The 17,600-nt window shown below is 72.1% G+C and carries 20 protein-coding genes; 13 read left to right on the top strand and 7 right to left on the bottom strand.

Annotation, left to right across the window (positions count from 1 at the left end; translation table 11 throughout):
* Positions 1-174 precede the first annotated feature (174 nt).
* The 5 genes from ACFYZQ_RS12260 to ACFYZQ_RS12240 all read left to right on the top strand — a co-directional run bounded on the left by ACFYZQ_RS12260 (position 175) and on the right by ACFYZQ_RS12240 (position 3,663).
* On the top strand, positions 175-957 hold the full coding sequence (locus ACFYZQ_RS12260; RefSeq protein ID WP_389145224.1) for a GntR family transcriptional regulator: 783 nt from the start codon (positions 175-177) through the stop codon (positions 955-957).
* A 451-nt stretch (positions 958-1,408) separates the two neighbouring features.
* Complete coding sequence (locus ACFYZQ_RS12255) at positions 1,409-1,570, top strand: hypothetical protein (RefSeq protein ID WP_389145222.1); 162 nt, start codon at positions 1,409-1,411, stop codon at positions 1,568-1,570.
* A gap of 20 nt (positions 1,571-1,590) precedes the next feature.
* On the top strand, positions 1,591-1,974 hold the full coding sequence (locus ACFYZQ_RS12250; RefSeq protein WP_389145219.1) for a hypothetical protein: 384 nt from the start codon (positions 1,591-1,593) through the stop codon (positions 1,972-1,974).
* A 12-nt stretch (positions 1,975-1,986) separates the two neighbouring features.
* Positions 1,987-2,346, top strand: a complete 360-nt coding sequence (locus tag ACFYZQ_RS12245) for a DUF779 domain-containing protein (protein ID WP_389145216.1) — start codon at positions 1,987-1,989, stop codon at positions 2,344-2,346.
* Positions 2,347-2,487: 141 nt separating this feature from the next.
* Positions 2,488-3,663: a phosphodiester glycosidase family protein gene (locus ACFYZQ_RS12240; RefSeq protein WP_389145214.1), complete on the top strand. Its 1,176-nt coding sequence runs from the start codon at positions 2,488-2,490 to the stop codon at positions 3,661-3,663.
* Positions 3,664-3,675: 12 nt separating this feature from the next.
* On the opposite strand, the gene ACFYZQ_RS12235 is transcribed toward ACFYZQ_RS12240, so the two are convergent.
* The 6 genes from ACFYZQ_RS12235 to ACFYZQ_RS12210 all read right to left on the bottom strand — a co-directional run bounded on the left by ACFYZQ_RS12235 (position 3,676) and on the right by ACFYZQ_RS12210 (position 8,936).
* Positions 3,676-3,870 carry a hypothetical protein gene (locus ACFYZQ_RS12235; RefSeq protein ID WP_389145211.1) on the bottom strand — a complete coding sequence of 65 codons (195 nt, stop codon included), beginning with the start codon at positions 3,868-3,870 and terminating at the stop codon, positions 3,676-3,678.
* Between the two features lie 103 nt (positions 3,871-3,973).
* Positions 3,974-4,843, bottom strand: coding sequence for a phosphatidylinositol-specific phospholipase C/glycerophosphodiester phosphodiesterase family protein (locus ACFYZQ_RS12230; RefSeq protein WP_389145208.1), 870 nt, complete (start codon positions 4,841-4,843; stop codon positions 3,974-3,976).
* A gap of 194 nt (positions 4,844-5,037) precedes the next feature.
* The gene (locus ACFYZQ_RS12225; RefSeq protein ID WP_389145205.1) at positions 5,038-6,120 is read right to left on the bottom strand and encodes an acyl-CoA dehydrogenase family protein; all 1,083 of its coding nucleotides are present in this window, start codon (positions 6,118-6,120) and stop codon (positions 5,038-5,040) included.
* Positions 6,117-7,298, bottom strand: a complete 1,182-nt coding sequence (locus ACFYZQ_RS12220) for an acyl-CoA dehydrogenase family protein (RefSeq protein WP_389145202.1) — start codon at positions 7,296-7,298, stop codon at positions 6,117-6,119. The genes ACFYZQ_RS12225 and ACFYZQ_RS12220 overlap by 4 nt, the downstream gene beginning before the upstream one ends.
* The gene (locus ACFYZQ_RS12215; RefSeq protein WP_389145199.1) at positions 7,295-8,278 is read right to left on the bottom strand and encodes an NADPH:quinone oxidoreductase family protein; all 984 of its coding nucleotides are present in this window, start codon (positions 8,276-8,278) and stop codon (positions 7,295-7,297) included. The genes ACFYZQ_RS12220 and ACFYZQ_RS12215 overlap by 4 nt, the downstream gene beginning before the upstream one ends.
* Before the next feature lie 85 nt (positions 8,279-8,363).
* A complete protein-coding gene (locus ACFYZQ_RS12210; RefSeq protein ID WP_389145196.1) occupies positions 8,364-8,936 on the bottom strand; it encodes a helix-turn-helix domain-containing protein in 573 nt (190 codons plus the stop codon).
* A 65-nt stretch (positions 8,937-9,001) separates the two neighbouring features.
* Here ACFYZQ_RS12210 and ACFYZQ_RS12205 point away from each other — a divergent pair, with 65 nt between their 5' ends.
* From ACFYZQ_RS12205 to ACFYZQ_RS12175, 7 genes are all read left to right on the top strand, one after another.
* Positions 9,002-9,955 carry an NAD(P)/FAD-dependent oxidoreductase gene (locus ACFYZQ_RS12205; protein WP_389145194.1) on the top strand — a complete coding sequence of 318 codons (954 nt, stop codon included), beginning with the start codon at positions 9,002-9,004 and terminating at the stop codon, positions 9,953-9,955.
* A 29-nt stretch (positions 9,956-9,984) separates the two neighbouring features.
* Positions 9,985-11,532, top strand: coding sequence for an ATP-dependent DNA ligase (locus tag ACFYZQ_RS12200; RefSeq protein WP_389145192.1), 1,548 nt, complete (start codon positions 9,985-9,987; stop codon positions 11,530-11,532).
* Positions 11,529-12,008, top strand: coding sequence for an NUDIX domain-containing protein (locus ACFYZQ_RS12195; protein WP_389145189.1), 480 nt, complete (start codon positions 11,529-11,531; stop codon positions 12,006-12,008). The genes ACFYZQ_RS12200 and ACFYZQ_RS12195 overlap by 4 nt, the downstream gene beginning before the upstream one ends.
* 101 nt (positions 12,009-12,109) lie before the next feature.
* A complete protein-coding gene (locus ACFYZQ_RS12190; RefSeq protein WP_389145187.1) occupies positions 12,110-13,495 on the top strand; it encodes an NADP-dependent succinic semialdehyde dehydrogenase in 1,386 nt (461 codons plus the stop codon).
* A gap of 25 nt (positions 13,496-13,520) precedes the next feature.
* A complete protein-coding gene (locus ACFYZQ_RS12185) occupies positions 13,521-13,757 on the top strand; it encodes a DUF6213 family protein (RefSeq protein WP_389145184.1) in 237 nt (78 codons plus the stop codon).
* Positions 13,758-13,900: 143 nt separating this feature from the next.
* The gene (locus ACFYZQ_RS12180; protein ID WP_389146209.1) at positions 13,901-15,013 is read left to right on the top strand and encodes a type III polyketide synthase; all 1,113 of its coding nucleotides are present in this window, start codon (positions 13,901-13,903) and stop codon (positions 15,011-15,013) included.
* Positions 15,014-15,020: 7 nt separating this feature from the next.
* A complete protein-coding gene (locus tag ACFYZQ_RS12175; protein ID WP_389145181.1) occupies positions 15,021-15,542 on the top strand; it encodes a cupin domain-containing protein in 522 nt (173 codons plus the stop codon).
* Positions 15,543-15,551: 9 nt separating this feature from the next.
* Here the strand turns inward: ACFYZQ_RS12175 and ACFYZQ_RS12170 are convergent, their stop codons facing one another.
* The gene (locus tag ACFYZQ_RS12170) at positions 15,552-16,787 is read right to left on the bottom strand and encodes an acyl-CoA dehydrogenase family protein (RefSeq protein WP_389145178.1); all 1,236 of its coding nucleotides are present in this window, start codon (positions 16,785-16,787) and stop codon (positions 15,552-15,554) included.
* A 164-nt stretch (positions 16,788-16,951) separates the two neighbouring features.
* On the opposite strand from ACFYZQ_RS12170, the gene ACFYZQ_RS12165 reads away from it, so the two are divergent.
* A complete protein-coding gene (locus tag ACFYZQ_RS12165) occupies positions 16,952-17,596 on the top strand; it encodes a TetR family transcriptional regulator (protein ID WP_389145175.1) in 645 nt (214 codons plus the stop codon).
* Positions 17,597-17,600 lie beyond the last annotated feature (4 nt).

Here is a 17,600-nt window from a genome sequence, read left to right as displayed (position 1 = left end):
CCTTTGGGGGTGTCAAGGGTGGTTCGCGAAGCGATGCGGTCCGTTACGAGAAAGTCACCGGACGGCGTCGGGCGCCACGGGCGCGGGCGGAGCCGTCCGCATCTCGTTGGACTAGACCATAGGGCCCTCGGGGGCTATAACGGGAGACCGCCGAGCGAGCCGGGAAGGCAGGCCATGACCATCGACGTCAGCAGCGCCCAGCACCACGAGGGGGCGCCCGGTCAAGTTGCGCGCGTGCCGAAGTACTACCGCGTGAAACAGCAGATCCTCGAGATCACCGAGGCCCTGCGCCCCGGATCGGCCATGCCCGCAGAACGGCTGCTCGCAGTACGGTTCGACACCTCGCGCACCACGGTCCGGCAGGCGTTGCAGGAACTCGTCGGCGAGGGACGGCTGGACCGCATCCAGGGCAAGGGCACGTTCGTCGCACGGCCCAAGCTCTACCGCACCCTCCGGCTCACCTCGCACACCGAGGACATGCGGGCCCAGGGCCTCGATCCCGCCTCACAGGTGCTGGACATCGGCCACTTCGCCGCGGACGCCAAGCTGGCGGGACTGCTCGCGATCGGCGTCGGGGAGAAGGTGCTGCGCATCGAACGACTGCGGCTGGCCAGCGGTGAGCCCATGGCGATCGAGACCACGCACCTGTCGGCGCTGCGGTTCCCGGGCCTGCGGCGGTCGTTGGCCAGGTTCACCTCGCTGTACACGGCACTCGCCGAGGTGTACGGCGTGCAGCTCGCGGAGGCGGAGGAGACGATCGAGACCTCCCTGGCGACACCGCGCGAGGCCGGGCTGCTGGCCACCGACGTGGGGCTGCCGATGCTGCTGCTCTCCCGGCACTCCCGGGACGCCGAGGGCACGCCGGTGGAGTGGGTCCGCTCGGTGTACCGCGGCTCCCGGTACAAGTTCGTGGCGGCGCTGATGCGTCCCGCGGATCGAGGACCAGGACACGGCTGACGCACCCCGATCGGGACCGCACAGCGAGATGAGCTGTCGTGACCGAAACGCCGAACCTCGGACGCTCGCGGCGACTCCGACCGACGCGCGTGAGGCTGGGCCTCGCCCAGGAGGAACTGGCGGAACGGTCCGGACCGAGCGTGCGGGCGATCCGCGACCTCGGGACCGGCCACACGGCCCGCCCCCGCACGCAGTCCCTGCTGCTCTGGCGCGCGCCCTCGGCCCGCTGCCCGAGCCGCTGCCGATGCCGCAGCGCTCCGGGAACCCGCCGGGGCCGGTGCCCGTGTAACTCCCCGCGGCGCCCTGGCACCGCCTGGCCGGACGGGAGCGGCTCATCGCCTCCCTGAAGGGCCGTCTGCTGGCGGCGGAGCGCCGCGGGAGCGGACCCGCCGTCGTCGTCGTACCGCCCGGCCCGGGCAAGACCTCGCTGGTCCTGCGAGCCGCCCACGATGTGCGCGCCCGCTTCCCGGACGGCCAGGTGTTCGTGGACCTGCACCCCTCCTCCCTGCCCCTCGTACCGGACACGCTCGTCCGCCGTGTCCTGCGCTCGCTCGGCTCGGCGTCCACCGGGGACAGCGCGGAGGAGGTGACCGCCGGCTGCGGGACGCACTGAGCAGGCGCCGCGTCCTGCTGGTGGCGCGCAGCCGGGCCGAGCTGTCGGCCGCCTTGGGCATCCCGCGCTCCTGCGCCGGGCCACCGCTGGCCCTGCACATCGCCGGCCTGTGGCCGATGGCGCGGCCCTACCGGTCCCTGCGCGACCTGGCGGACCGCCTCGCGGACGGGCGGGCCCGCGTCGGCTTCCCGCGCGTGGGAGACCTGTCCCTGCAGGCGAGCGTGACGGCCTACCACCGATTGCTGCCGCCCCCACCGAAGGAGTCCCTGAACCGACTGCACACCCTGGGGCGTGCCCCGCTTCTTCGTCCGGGGCCCCGACGGGCGGGTGGTCGACGTACTGAGCCACGGATGACGCCGGGCTCGTACGCCACACCGCCTGGACGCCCCCGTGACGAGCCGTGAGACTCGGTGTCCATGGACGACGAAACCCCGCGCGTCGAACTCACTCCGCAGGCCGCCGACCTGCTGCGCCGGCTGCGTGCCGTGCACGGGCCGTTGATGTTCCACCAGTCCGGCGGATGCTGCGACGGCAGCGCGCCCATGTGCTACCCGGACGGCGAGTTCCGCACCGGCTCCTCCGACGTGCTGCTGGCCGAACTGGTGGTCGAAGGTGTCGACGAGCCGGTGACCTTCTGGATGTCGCGCAGCCAGTACGCGGTGTGGTGCCACACCCGGCTGATCGTGGACGTGGTACCAGGGCGGGGCAGCGGCTTCTCGCTGGAGGCACCCGAGGGGATGCGTTTCCTCACCCGTTCTCGCGTAGTCGACGCGTAAGCACTGCGCCGGACACCGCTCTCTGCTGCACTTCCCCCTGGGACCACGACAGTTGTCGAGTCATCAGGGGGCACAGTGACGGGTCGTCGCAAGCACGTCGCAGCGGGCAGAGCGGTCTGCACGTTTCTCACGGTCTTCGGCGTGCTGGCAGGCGCGGCCCTGACCGGCGCGGCACCGGCCGCCGCCGTACCGGGTGCCGGCACGGACATCGCGCCGGGTGTCATCTACGAGGAGTTCGACGTCCCGGCTGCCAAGGGCGTGACCCACGCCCATCTGCTGACCGTGGATATGCGCGACCCGCGGGTACGCCTCGACCTGCTGTACCCGGGCGCGGTGGCGGCCCGCGCACCCGTCTCCCGGATGGCCGACACGGCGGGCGCGGTGGCCGGCGTCAACGGCGACTTCTTCGACATCTCCGAGACCCAGCACCCGGGCGTCGAGGCCACCGGCGCCACCGTGGGCCCGGCGATCGCGCACGGCCTGGTGCTCAAGGCCGCGGTGCCGGACGGACAGCGGTTCGGGCCGGTGCCGCCGCCCGGCACCACCACGAAGGACGTCTTCGGCGTGGGCGCCGACCGGAGGGCCCGCCTGGACCGGCTCCGCCTCGACGGGTCCGTGAGCACACCCGGGGGCCGGCTGCCGCTCGGCGGGCTCAACCAGTACGCGCTGCCGACGGACTCCGTCGGCGCGTTCACCGCCCGGTGGGGTGGCGTCTCCCGGGTGCGCGCCACCTGCGGCACGGACACCGACCGGGCCGCCCCGTGCAGTACGGACACCTACGAGGTGACGGTTCGCCACGACCGTGTGGTCGCGGCCTCCGGCCGGCCCGGCAGCGGCCCCATCGCGGCGGACACGACGGTGCTGGTCGGCCGGGAGGCGGGCGCGCAGTGGCTGCGGAAGCTGTCGAAGGGCGAGCGGGTGACGGTACGGCACCGGCTGGTGGCGTTCGCGTCCGGGATCCCCTACCGCTTCGCCCTCGGCGGGTATCCGGTGCTGCGGGCCGGGCAGCCGTTGCCCGGTCTGGACCGCGGCACGTCCGCCGTGCGGACCGCCGTGGGCATCGCGGACGGCGGGCGCCGGCTGCTGCTGTTCGCGCTGGACGGTGCCCCGGCCTACCGCAGCGGTCTGACGATCGCGGAAGTGGCCGACGAGATGCGGGCCTTGGGTTCGGTCGACGCGTTCAGCCTGGACGGTGGCGGTTCGACCGAGCTGGTCGCACGCGAGCCCGGGGCCGCCGCCGTATCGGTGCGCAACCACCCGAGCGGCGGCGCCGAGCGGCCCGTGCCCGACGGCATCGGGGTCTTCTCGGCGCCATGACACACGGAGGGCTCACGGCCGCAGACTCCCGACCAGTTCGGCGGTGGCGGTGAGCCCACTGTGGATGGTGGGGGCCATGCTCGTGCTGGCCAGGTAGAACCCGAGCAGCACGCACACCAGGGCGTGCGAGATCTTCAGCGCCCCGTTGCGGACGAAGATCACCGCCATGATCAGGAGCAGCAGCACCACAGAGATGGAAACGGCCATCGCGAACCTCCTCCGCCACATCCATTTCGCGGCGTTCGCCCGCAAGTGTGGCGTAGCGGAGGGGTCGCTCCGGGGGCCGACATGTCCCCTGTTCGGGTGATGTTCAGGAGGCGCCGTGCTCGTCCAGGAACGCCTCGAGTCCGGCGAGGTCGTCCGTGTTGAAGTAGTCGACGCCGGCGGCCAGCAGCTGCGTCCACAGCGCGTCCCGCGCCGGACCCGCGGTGTCGGGGGTGGCCCAGAACCGGACCTGCTGCCCGTGCGCATGGGCGGCGGCGATGATGCTCCGCAGCTTCTGCCGCTCGGCGTCCGGGAACGGGCCGTCACCCAGCCAGCTGAAGTTGAGGGTCCAGTTGTCGCTGATCAGCGGGATGAAGGAGGCGGGCGCCGCGCTGCCGAGGTCGGTGAGCCGGCCGTCGTAGAAGGCGCGGCGCACGCTCTGGGCCTCCATGGGGGCGCGGGCGGCGCGGTCGCCGGAGATCACGGCGGTGACGGGGCCGGGGTGGACGCGTCCGTGGGCGTAGGCCGTGAACAGGTGCCGATAGCGCTGGAGGTGGCGGTCGAGTTCGAGATAGGTCGAGGAGCCCTCGGTCTTGATGTCGATGAGCAGTTGCAGGGGCCTGCGCCGGCCGCGGTAGACGCTGCCGTGGTTGGCCTTCACCCGGGCGGCGAGCGGGTCGAGGTAGAGGGACTCGAGGGTGCGGGACGGGTCGAGCTCGGTGGCGTCGTGGCCGATGAGGAGCTGGTCGCCGACGAGGAAGATGTCGGCCTCGACGCTGCCGAAGCGGTGGTCGAGCGCGTCGAAGAGGGGTCGGGTGTGCTCGTAGTCGTTGTGGGCGTGGGCGCGCCACAGCGGGCGCGGCGCATGCTTCCGCTCGGCCGCGGACGCCGGCGTCTGCGTGCCGGACACGGCGAACGAACCCGCGAGTGCGGCGCCGAGGGTGGTGAGGGCTCTGCGACGGGTGGTGAGGGCCATGCTCTGCCTCCCTGGTAGGCCTTGGGGAACCTCAGCGATTGTGCGTTCCGTTCGGGGCCAAGGAGCAGGGCTGTGGCGGGAGTTGGCCGGACTGCCGTCCTCCGTTCACTTCTCCGGTGTGGCGTACACGGAAAAACCCGCCCCTGGTGGGACGGGCTTCTCACGGATGTGACGCGGGCTTCCCCGGGCGAACGTCAGGGGGCGCGCAGGTCGACCAGTTCGGCCAGTGCCTCACGGTGCGCACCGGCCGTGCCGAGGGCGATCGAGTTCGCCTTGGCGCGCTTGAGGTACAGATGGACCGGGTGCTCCCAGGTCATCCCGATGCCGCCGTGCAGCTGCAGCGCCTCCTCGGTGGCGCGGACGGCGACCGGGGCCGCGTAGGCCTGGGCGACCGCCACCGTCACATCGGTGTCCTCGCCGGTCGCCAGCGCGTCGGCCGCGGCCCGTGCGGCCGCCCGCAGGTTGACGACCTCCAGCCACAGCTGGGCGAGCCGGTGCTTGAGCGCCTGGAAGCCGCCGACCGGCCGGTTGAACTGCTTGCGCTCCTTCAGGTACCGGACCGTCTCGGTCAGCGCCCAGTCGGCGACCCCGAACTGCTCGGAGGCGAGCAGCCCCGCCCCGGCGCGCAGTGCCCGTCGCACGGCGGGTTCGGCGGGGCCGAGGAGGCGGCCGGGAGCACCGTCGAGGCCGACGGTCGCGACCGGCCGGGTCAGGTCCAGGGAGACCTGCGGGGTGATGGTCACGGCGTCGGCGTCGACGGCGTACAGTCCCCCGTCGTCCGCGGGCACCAGCAGGACGTCCGCCACGGCCGCGTCCGCGATGCCCGTCAGCTCGCCGTGCAGGTGGCCGTTCTCGAGTCGTACGGAGGTGAAGGCACCTCCGGGAGCGAGGTGCAGGCCGACGGCGAGCACGCCGATCGTCCGGCCGGAGGCCAGCCTGCCGAGCAGGTCATCGTCGTCAAAGGCCAGCAGGGCCTCCGTGGCCACCACCGCGCTGGTCAGATACGGCACCGGCGCGACCGCCCGCCCCAGTTCCTCCAGGACGACTGCGGCTTCGCGGTGGGTGGCGCCCTGGCCGCCCCGCTCCTCGGGGACGAGGAGCCCGGCGAGACCCATGGCGTCGGCGAGCGCCTTCCAGAGGGAGAGGTCGTGCGGGGTGCCCGACTCCGCGCGGGCGATCACGCCCGCGGCGTCGCAGTGGTCGTCGAGCAGGTCACGGACCGCGGCGCGCAGCGCCTCTTCCTCCTCGGTGTACAGGAGATCCGGCTGTGTGCTCATCGGGCCAGGTCCTTCCAGGCGACGTCCTTGTCGGTGCGCGGCTCCGCGGGCAGGCCCAGGACGCGCTCGGCGACGATGTTCAGCAGGACCTCGGTGGTCCCGCCCTCGATGCTGTTGCCCTTGGAGCGCAGGTAGCGGTAGCCGGCGTCGCGGCCGGTGAAGTCGACCAGCTCAGGGCGCCGCATGGTCCAGTCGTCGTACAACAGGCCTTCCTCGCCGCGCAGTTCCACCTCCAGGCCGCTGATCTCCTGGTTGAGGCGGGCGAAGGCGAGCTTCATGCCGGCGCCCTCGGGGCCCGGCTGCCCGGCGACGAGCTGCTGGCGCAGACGCTCGGCGGTCAGGCGGGAGACCTCGGCCTCGACCCAGAGCTGCAGCAGCCGCTGGTGCAGGTCGTGGGTACGCAGTTCGGGACGTTCCCGCCAGGTCTGCGACACCGGGCCGATCATGCCGCCCTCGCGGGGCAGCCGCATGCCGCCGATGGCGACGCGCTCGTTGTTGAGCGTGGTCTGCGCGACCCGCCAGCCGTCACCGACCTCGCCCAGGCGACGGGAGTCGGGGATACGGACGTCGGTGATGAAGACCTCGTTGAACTCCGCCTCGCCGGTGACCTGGCGCAGGGGCCGCACCTCGACGCCGGGGTCGGTCATGTCGCAGACGAAGTAGGTGATGCCCGCGTGCTTGGGCACGTCCGGGTCGGTGCGGGCGATGAGGATGGCCCAGCGGGCGAGGTGGGCGCTGGAGGTCCACACCTTCTGCCCGTTGACCACCCAGTCGTCGCCTTCCCGCACGGCGCGGGTGCCCAGCGCGGCCAGGTCGGATCCGGCGCCCGGCTCGCTGAAGAGCTGGCACCAGACCTCCTCCCCCGTCCACAGCGGCCGCAGATAACGCTGCTTCTGCTCCTCGGTTCCGTACTTCAGGATGGTCGGTGCCGCCATGCCGAGGCCGATGCCGATGCGCCGCGGGTCGTTGTCGGGCGCGCCCGCGGCCTCCAGCTCGGCGTCCACGACGGCCTGCAGGGAGCGGGGCACGCCCAGTCCGCCGAGCCCCTCGGGGTAGTGCACCCAGGCGAGCCCCGCGTCGAAGCGGGCCCTGAGGAAGTCCAGCCGGTCCGTGCCGGCGGGCGGGTGTGCGGCCAGCAACTCGGCTGTGCGGCGCCTCAGTTCGGCTGCGTCGGTCATGCGGCTGCTCCGTTCTGCAGCGACAGGGCGGGCACGACGGCCACCCGTCCGGTGGTCACGCCGTCGGCGACGCGCTGCACGGCGGCCGCGGCCCCGCTCAGCGGTACCCGCTCGCTCACCAGCGGCTTGATCGCGCCACGCGCGGCCAGCTCGGTGAGCTGCTCGTGGCAGTGCTGGACCAGCTTGGGGTTCTTGGTGTTGTACAGGCCCCAGTGCAGGCCGAGGATCGAGTAGTTCTTCACCAGGGCGTGGTTGAGGCCAGGGCTGGGGATGGTGCCGCTGGCGAAGCCCACGACCACGATCCGGCCCTCGAAGGCGACGACCTTGGCGGACTGCGTGTAGGCCTCGCCGCCCACCGGGTCGTAGATCACGTCCGCGCCCCGGCCGGCCGTGGCCTCCTTCACCGCGGCGACGACGTCCTCGGCACGCCGGTCGATCACGATGTCGCAGCCCAGCTCGCGGGCGACGGCGGCCTTGTCGGCGCCGCCCACCACGCCGATGACGGTGGCTCCGGCCGCCTTGCCGAGCTGCACGGCCGCGCTGCCGACCCCGCCGGCGGCAGCGTGGACGAGCAGCGTCTCGCCGGCCTCCAGACCAGCCCGGCGGTGCAGGCCGAACCAGCCGGTCTGGTAGCCGATGTGCAGGGCGGCGGCCTCGGCGTCGTCCAGCGGCTCGGGCGCGGGCAGCAGAGCGGCGGCGTCGGCGACGGCGTACTCGGCGAAGCCGCCGTGCGGCAGCGCCGGGTTGGCGATCACCCGGCGTCCGTCCTCCGTCTCGCCGCAGATCTCCACACCGGGCGTGAACGGCAGCGGCGGCCGGACCTGGTACTGGCCCCGGGCCATGAGCACGTCCGGGAAGTTGATGTTGGCGGCACGCACCTTCAGCAGGACCTGGCCGTCTCCGGGCGTGGGCCGCTCCACCTCCGCGAGCCGCATCACCTCACCCGGCTCGCCGTTCTCGTGCACTTGCCATGCCTGCATGCGGGTGCCTCCACACGACTGCTCTGTCCGACGGGTCTACGGCATACTAAGCGGTCGCTTGCCCATCAGGGAACAGTCGCGTGCGTCACTGCCCTCGGGGCCGCGCCCGCACGTGCATCCGCTCTCCCTGCGGTCCGAACAGGCTGAGGAACTCCACCGGCCCCTCCCCCGTCGACCCGAACCAGTGCGGGACCCGGGTGTCGAACTCGGCGGCCTCCCCGGCCGTGAGCACCACGTCGTGCTCGCCCAGCACCAGCCGCAGACGTCCGGAGAGCACGTACAGCCACTCGTAGCCCTCGTGGGTGCGCGGGTCGGGTTCGAGTCGCCGCCGTGGCTCCAGCACCTTGTACGCCTGCAGCCCGCCGGGCTGACGGGTCAGCGCCCAGTGGGTGCGCCCGTCCCGCACGATCGGCTTGGACCGCACCCGCGGATCACCCACCGGCGGGGCGCCGACCAGCTCGTCCAGCGGCACCTGGTGGGCCTGGGCGATCGGCAGCAGCAGTTCGAGGCTGGGTCTGCGCAGGCCCGACTCGAGCCGGGAGAGGGTGCTGACGGAGATCCCGGTCGCCTCCGACAGCGCGGCCAGGGTCACCTCCCGTTCCTTGCGGATGCGGCGGAGCCTCGGGCCCACCTCGGCCAGTACCTCGTCGGTCGTCATGGCCGTAATTGCAGGATCGGCAACATTGTTTGTCAATACGGCGGGCGCCGGGCGACCGTCTCGGCATGACGGAGAGCAGCGAGAACACCTACGAAGTCGTCATCGTCGGGGGCGGCGCGGCCGGACTGTCCGCCGCCCTGGTCCTGGGCCGGGCCCGGCGCCGCACCCTGGTCGTCGACATGGGCGAACCGCGCAACGCGCCCGCCGCGCACATGCAGGGCTACCTGTCACGGGACGGCATGCCGCCCGCCGAGTTCCTGGCCGCCGGCCGCGAGGAGATCGCGCGCTACGGCGTCGAACTGGTCCGGGACCGGGCGGTGGACGCCACCGCGGAAGCCACCGCGGGAACGGGATTCACCGTGCTGCTGGAGAGCGGTCGGACCGTCCACGCCCGGCAGCTGGTCGTCGCCACCGGTCTGAAGGACGAGCTGCCGCCGGTCGCGGGCCTCGCCGACCGCTTCGGCCGGGACGTGCTGCACTGCCCGTACTGCCACGGCTGGGAGGTGCGCGACCGGGCGTTCGGCGTGCTCGCCACCACCCCCATGAGCGTCCACCAGGCCCTCATGGTCACCCAGTGGTCCAGCGACGTCACGCTGTTCCTGCACGAGGTCACCGAGGAGCAGCTCACCGACGACGACACGCGCAGGCTGGCGGCAGCCGGGGTCCGGGTGGTCCCCGGCGAGGTGGCCGAGGTGGTGGCCGCCGGGGACCGGCTCACCGGGGTCGCGCTCGTGGACGGACCGGCGTACGACCTCGATGTGCTGTTCGTCGCGCCCCGGGCCGTGCCGCGCACCGATCTGCTCGCCCGGCTGGGCGCGGAGCTGCGGCAGACCCCGTTCGGCGCCTACCCGGTGATCGACGAACGCGGCCTGACCACCGTGCCCGGGCTGTGGGCGGCGGGCAACGCGAGCGGCTTCGCGGAACAGGTGGTCAACGCGGCCAGCCGGGGTTACCGGGCGGGCGCGGCGATCAACGGGGAGCTGCTGTTCGCCGATCTGGACGCGGCTGTGGGGGTGTAGGCCGGGCGGCCCCGTAGCACCATTACTGCATGCTGCTGTCCCGGCTCGCCCACGTTTCCCGCGAGGTCGCCGCCACCTCGGCGCGGTCCCGGAAGACCGCCCTGCTCGCGGAGCTCTTCCGGGAGGCGGAGGCGGACGACGTGCCGATCGTCATCCCGTACCTGGCGGGACGGCTGCCGCAGGGCCGGCTCGGGGTCGGCTGGAAGGTGCTGTCCCGCCGGGTGCCGCCCGCCGCCGAGCCGTCCTTGACCGTGGCCGAGGTCGACGCCCGGCTCACCGAGCTCGGCAAGGTCTCCGGGCCCGGCTCCCAGGCGGAACGGGCGCGGCTGGTCGGGGAGCTGATGGGGGCGGCCACCAAGGAGGAGCAGCGCTTCCTGTACGGGCTGATCACCGGCGAGGTCCGGCAGGGCGCCCTGGACGCGGTCGCCGTGGAGGGGCTGGCGGGGGCCACCGGCGCGGCCCCGGGGAGCGTCCGGCGGGCGGTGATGCTCGCCGGTTCGCTGCAGACGGTCGCCGGGGCGCTGCTGGCCGAGGGGCCCGGGGCGCTGGACCGCTTCCGGCTCACCGTCGGCCGTCCGGTGCTGCCGATGCTGGCGCACAGCGCCTCCTCGGTCGCCGAGGCGGTCGGGAAGCTGGGCGCCTGCGCGGTCGAGGAGAAACTGGACGGCATCCGGGTGCAGGTCCACCGCGACGGGCCGGCCGTGCGGATCGTCACCCGCACCCTGGACGACATCACCGACCGGCTGCCCGAAGTGACCTCGGCCGTACGGGACCTGGCGGGCGAGCGGTTCATCCTGGACGGCGAGGTGATCTCCTTCGACGCGGCCGGGCGTCCCCGCTCCTTCCAGGAGACGGCGGGCCGGGTCGGTTCCCGGGTGGACGTGGCGAAGGCCGCCGGGGAGGTGCCCGTCTCCCCCGTCTTCTTCGACGCGCTCGCGGTCGACGGCCGCGATCTGCTCGACCTGCCGTTCGCCGAGCGGCACGCGGAGCTGGCCCGGCTGGTGCCCGAACCGATGCGGGTCCGCAGGACGCTGGTGTCCGGGCCGGAGGACCCTGAGGACATGGCGGGGGCGGAACGGTTCCTCGCCGACACCCTCGCCCGCGGTCACGAGGGCGTGGTGGTCAAGGCGCTGGACGCTCCCTACAGCGCGGGCCGGCGCGGCGCGTCCTGGCTGAAGGTCAAGCCCGTGCACACCCTCGACCTGGTCGTGCTGGCCGCCGAATGGGGGCACGGTCGCCGCACCGGCAAGCTGTCCAACCTCCACCTCGGCGCCCGCGACGCGGACGGCGGTTTCGCCATGCTCGGCAAGACCTTCAAGGGCATGACCGACGCGATGCTCACCTGGCAGACCGAGCGGCTGGCCGAGCTGGCGGTCCGGGAGCACGGCTGGGGGGTGACCGTACGCCCCGAACTCGTCGTGGAGATCGCCTACGACGGCCTGCAGCGTTCCTCCCGGTACCCGGCCGGGGTGACCCTCCGCTTCGCCCGTGTCGTCCGCTACCGCGACGACAAGCGTCCCGAGGAGGCGGACACCGTGGAGACGCTGCTGGCCGCGCACCCGGAGGTGGGGCCGTGAGCCCGGCGGCGCCGAGGCGAAGCGCCGGACTGCTGCTGTTCCGGCACACGGCCGACGGCCTTGAGGTGCTGCTCGGTCATATGGGCGGTCCCTACTTCAGCAGGAAGGACACGGGCGCCTGGACCGTCCCCAAGGGCGAGTACGAACCCGGTGAGCCCGCCTGGGACGCGGCCCGCCGGGAGTTCCAGGAGGAACTGGGCCTGCCGCCGCCCGACGGGAGCGCGGTGGCGCTGGGCGAGGTCCGGCAGACCGGCGGCAAGATCGTCACGGCCTGGGCGGTCGAGGCCGAGCTCGACCCGGAGACGATCGCCCCGGGCACCTTCACCATGGAGTGGCCGCCGAGGTCGGGGCGCATGAAGGAGTTCCCCGAACTGGACCGCGTGGCGTGGTTCGGCCTGGACCGGGCCCGTGCGGTGATCGTCACGGCGCAGACCGCGTTTCTGGACCGGCTGGCGGAGCACTCGAGCGACGGGTGAGCCGCCCGGCGGTTCGCCTGCCGACAGGACCGCCCCGCGTTGCGGCGCCGACCGCCGCGCGGGAAGGTCGTAACACAGCCCTGCTCCTAGGGAGGTCTGCCATGCCCATCGCGACGGTGAACCCGGCGAACGGGGAGACGCTCAAGACGTACGAGGCCATGGGCGAGGAGGAAGTGGAGCGCCGGCTCCAGCTCGCCGAGGCCACGTTCCGCACCTACCGGACGACGTCCTTCGCGGAGCGCGCCCGGCTGCTGAACCGGGCCGCCGACCTCCTCGACGAGGACCAGGGGGAGATCGCCCGGGTCATGACCACCGAGATGGGCAAGCCGATCAAGCAGGCGCGGGCCGAGGCCGCCAAGTGTGCCAAGGCCATGCGCTGGTACGCCGAACGCGCCGAGGGGCTGCTGGCCGACGAGGAACCCGCCGAGGCGGACGTACGGGACTCGGGCGCGTCCCGGGTACGGGTGCGGTACCGTCCGCTGGGCCCGGTCCTCGCGGTGATGCCCTGGAACTTCCCGCTGTGGCAGGTGATCCGGTTCGCCGCGCCCGCGCTGATGGCGGGCAACGTGGGTCTGCTCAAGCACGCGTCCAACGTCCCTCAGACGGCTCTGTACCTGGAGGACCTCTTCCACCGGGCGGGCTTCACGGAGGGCTGTTTCCAGACGCTGCTGATCGGCTCGGCGGCGGTGGACGACATCCTGCGCGACGACCGTGTGAAGGCCGCGACCCTGACGGGCAGCGAGCCGGCCGGGCGGGCGGTCGCCTCCACCGCCGGGGACATGATCAAGAAGACGGTGCTGGAGCTGGGCGGCAGCGACCCGTACGTCGTCATGCCCTCCGCCGACATCGACCGGGCGGCCGAGATCGCGGTGACCGCGCGGACGCAGAACACCGGGCAGTCGTGCATCGCCGCCAAGCGGTTCATCGTGCACACGGACGTCTACGACGCCTTCGCCGAGAAGTTCGTCGCGGGCATGAAGGCGCTGAAGACCGGCGACCCCCTGGAGGAGGGCACGGACATCGGGCCGCTCGCCAGTGAGCAGGGGCGGGCCGACCTGGAGGACCTGGTCGACGACGCCAAGCGTGCCGGGGCAAATGTGCTGTGCGGCGGGGAGCGGCCGGCCGGGCCCGGCTGGTTCTACCCGCCGACCGTGATCGCCGGGGTCACCCGCGAGATGCGCATCCACCGGGAGGAGGCGTTCGGGCCGGTGGCGACCCTGTACCGGGCCGGGGACCTGGAGGAGGCGATCCTCATTGCCAACGACTCGCTGTTCGGACTCAGTTCGAATGTCTGGACGCGGGAGGAGAGCGAGGTCGAGCGGTTCGCGCGGGACCTGGAGGCCGGGTCCGTGTACGTCAACGGCATGACGGCGTCCCACCCGGCGTTTCCGTTCGGGGGTGTGAAGCGGTCCGGGTACGGACGTGAGCTGTCCGGGCACGGAATCCGGGAGTTCTGCAACATCACGACCGTTTGGCAGGGCGCGTGAGGGTTCCCGGACTACCATCCCGTCTGTGAACCGCGAAGTGACTCTGCCTCTGATCGTCGACGAGCGCGGTACCTTGCAGGTGTCCGCTGCCGAAGTGAGCAAGCTGCTGCGCACGGTGGGCGGAAGGTGGCTGCGTCTCGTCGAGGCGGGGCAGGAGGGGCTCGACGAGGACACGGTGGCCGCGCTGACGATCGAGCTGGCCAAGCTGGCCGACCGGATCGACGTGGCGTGCATCGCGCACAGCAGCGGGGGCGCGCCCTAGCCGTCCGCCCGCCCGGCTGCCCGAATGCCTGCCGAAGCCTGCCCGAGCCTGCCGGGGGCGTCACCGGTCTGGAGTAACCCGACGCGAGATCGTCGCCCTCCCGGGTGATCGTGGATGGAGCACCCCCTGAGGTGAACCACCTTCTGACCGGTGGGCGCGAGCCCGCAGGACGGCGAAAGCAGGCACGGTTCATGGCGACTTTGTGCAGACCCTCGGTGTCGGTCCCGGAGCACGTGATCACGATGGAGGAGACGCTGGAGCTGGCGCGCTCCCACCACGCCGACCACCCACAGCTGCCGCTGGCCCTCCGGCTGATCGAGAACACGGGCGTGAAGACCCGGCACATCGTGCAGCCGATCGAGGAGACCCTGAAGCACCCGGGCTTCGAGGAGCGCAACAACCTCTACGAAGCCGAGGCGAAGGCCCGGGTGCCCGCGGTCATCCAGCGCGCGCTCGACGACGCGGAGCTGCTCACCACGGACATCGACGCGATCGTCTTCGTCTCGTGCACGGGCTTCATGATGCCCTCGCTCACGGCGTGGCTGATCAACGAGATGGCCTTCGACAGCACCACCCGGCAGCTGCCCATAGCCCAGCTGGGCTGTGCGGCCGGTGGTGCCGCGATCAACCGCGCCCATGACTTCTGCACGGCCTACCCCGAGGCCAACGCGCTCATCGTGGCGTGCGAGTTCTGCTCGCTGTGCTACCAGCCCACCGACCTCGGGGTCGGCTCGCTGCTCTCCAACGGCCTGTTCGGCGACGGCATCGCCGCCGCCGTGGTCCGGGGCCGGGGCGGCACCGGCGTGGAGCTCGAACGCAACGGCTCGTACCTGATACCCAAGACGGAGGACTGGATCGCGTACGACGTCCGGGCCACCGGCTTCCACTTCCTGCTGGACAAGCGGGTCCCGGCGACGATGGAACCGCTCGCTCCGGCCCTGCAGGGGCTGGCAAGCACGCACGGCTGGGACGCGTCCGACCTGGACTTCTACATCATCCACGCCGGCGGTCCCCGAATACTCGACGACCTCAGCAAGTTCCTGCAGGTCGAGCCGCACGCGTTCCGGTTCAGCCGGGCCACGCTCACCGAGTACGGCAACATCGCCAGCGCCGTCGTACTGGACGCCCTGCGCCGGTTGTTCGACGAGGGCGGCGCCGAGCACCGGGCGCGCGGGCTGCTGGCCGGGTTCGGTCCCGGCATCACCGCGGAGATGACGCTGGGCCGCTGGCGTGTCGAGCACGAAGGGACGGCATGAGGAACCGATGACGGCGACCGAGGGGCTGCTCGTGCCACCGGGCCACGGCCGGGTGGTGCAGACGCCCGCCCAGCGCGTGACCTTCAAGGTGACCGGCACGCACTCCCGGACGGCCTCCACCTTCGAGGTGGAGGTCCCGCCGGGCTTCGACGTGGGCGCCCATGTGCACACGCGCAGCGAGGAGTTGTTCTACGTACTGGAGGGCGAGCTGGACGTGCTCGCCTTCGAGCCGCGTGTCCGCACCCCCGACAACTGGCAGAAGTGGGAGTCGAGTTCGGGCAGCCGGGTGGTCCGGGCGACCCCGGGCACGGTCATCGTCGTACCTCCGGGTTGCCCGCACGCGTTCGCGAATCCGACGGACACCCCGGCGAAGATGTTCTTCCAGGCCTCCCCGCCCCCGGATCACGAGCGCTATTTCGAGGAGTTGCTGGAGATCCTGGGGAACGGAGGACCGCCCGACCACGAGGCGATCGAGGCGCTGAGAAAGCGCTACGACATCGAGCAGCTCACGCCTCTGCGGCACCGGTGAGCCACGGCACTACCGGATCGGCATCCCGGCGAGCGTCCTCGCGATCACCAGGCGCTGGATCTCGCTGGTGCCCTCGAAGATCGTGTAAATGGCCGCGTCGCGGTGCATCCGCTCCACCGGGTACTCCCTGGTGTACCCGTTGCCGCCCAGGATCTGGATCGCCTGTGCGGTGACCTTCTTCGCGGTCTCGCTGGCGAACAGCTTGGACATCGAGCCCTCGGCCGCGGTGAACGGCCTGCCGTTGATCGCCATCCAGGAGGCCCGCCACACCAGCAGCCGGGCGGCGTCGATGGACGTGCGCATGTCCGCGAGCTGGAAGGCGACGCCCTGGTTGTCGATGATCGGCCGGCCGAACTGCTCACGGGTCTTGGCGTAGTCGAGGGCGACCTCGTACGCGGCCCGTGCGGTGCCCACCGCCATGGCGCCCACGGCGGGCCGGGAGGCCTCGAACGTGGCCATCGCCGCGTTCTTCACCCGCTCTCCCCCCGCCTTGGCCGCCTTGGCCCGCTCCCGGGCGCGGGCGAGGCGCTCGTCCAGCTTCTCCTTGCCGCCGAGCAGGCAGGCGCCGGGGACGCGCACGTTGTCGAGGATGACCTCGGCGGTGTGGGAGGCGCGGATGCCGTGCTTCTTGAACTTCTGGCCCTGCGCGAGGCCCGGCGTGCCCGGCGGGACGATGAAGGAGGCGTGGCCCTTGGAGCCCAGCTCCGGGTCGACGACGGCGACCACGACGTGGACGTTGGCGATGCCGCCGTTGGTCGCCCAGGTCTTCGTGCCGTTGATCACCCACTCGTCCTTGGCCTCGTCGTACACCGCGCGCGTGCGCAGGGAGGCCACGTCGGAGCCGGCGTCGGGCTCGGAGGAGCAGAAGGCGGCCACCTTGACATCATTGGCGTCGCCGTACATCTGGGGGATCCAGGTGCCGATCTGCTCCTCGGTTCCGTTGGCGAGAACGCCCACGGCGGCGAGGCCGGTGCCCACAATGGACAGGGCGATGCCCGCGTCGCCCCAGAACAGCTCCTCCATCGCCATCGGGATGCCGAGGCCGGTGGGGTCGAAGTACTGCTGCGCATAGAAGTCGAGGGAGTAGATGCCGACCTTCGCGGCCTCCTGGATGACCGGCCAGGGAGTCTCCTCACGCTCGTCACATTCGGCGGCCGCGGGCCGGATGACGTCGGCGGCGAAGCCGTGCAGCCAGTCCCGGACCTCCTTCTGTTCGTCGTTGAGCTCCATGGTGAACTCGGCCATGTCCCCTCCAGCGGCTGTGCATGTTACTAGCGGTAACATGCAGTGTGTTACTCGCCGGTAGGAAAAGTCAACTCCACAAGGTGCCTCCGCTTCCGTTCGATGTCAGGGGCACGCAGTGTTAGTTTGCGCAGGCGTCACCGAACCAGCACGGGTGGGGAGAGCACATGGACACCACGCAGCGAACCGATCAGCAGCGATCCGCCGACCGCCGACGGCGCGAGCTGCTGGAGGCCGCCGACCGGGTGGTGCTCCGCGACGGCCCGCAGGCCTCGATGAACGCCATCGCGGCGGAGGCCGGCATCACCAAACCGATCCTTTACCGCCACTTCGGGGACAAGGGCGGACTTTACGCCGCCTTGGCCAAGCGGCACACGGACGCCCTGCTCGATTCCCTGCGGGCCGCGCTGGACGCACCTGCCGACCGGCGGGAGCGGGTGGAGGCCACGCTGGACACCTACCTCGCCGCGATCGAGGCCCGGCCACAGGTGTACCGGTTCCTGATGCACCCTTCGGAGGGCGGTCAGGGCGGCGACCAGGGGTTCGACGTCGGCAAGCACTCCGCGCCGTTGCTTCGCCGGATGGGCGAGGAGCTGGCCCAGGTCATCGAGGACCGGCTCGACCTCGGACCGGGCAGCCAGCAACTGGCCCGGGTGTGGGGGCACGGGATCGTCGGGATGATGCACGCGGCGGGTGACTGGTGGCTGGGCGAACGCCCCTGTTCCCGTGCGGAGTTGGTGCGCAGCCTGGCCGACCTGCTGTGGGGCCGCCTGGCGGCCGCGGGGGACAGGATGGGCGGCCCCGGGTTCTGAAGCC

The sequence above is a fragment of the Streptomyces sp. NPDC001843 genome (assembly GCF_042891955.1).
Taxonomy (GTDB): Bacteria; Actinomycetota; Actinomycetes; order Streptomycetales; family Streptomycetaceae; genus Streptomyces.
The sequence above is the reverse complement of the archived record's forward strand: the minus strand, read 5'-3'. Positions and strand labels throughout refer to the sequence as shown.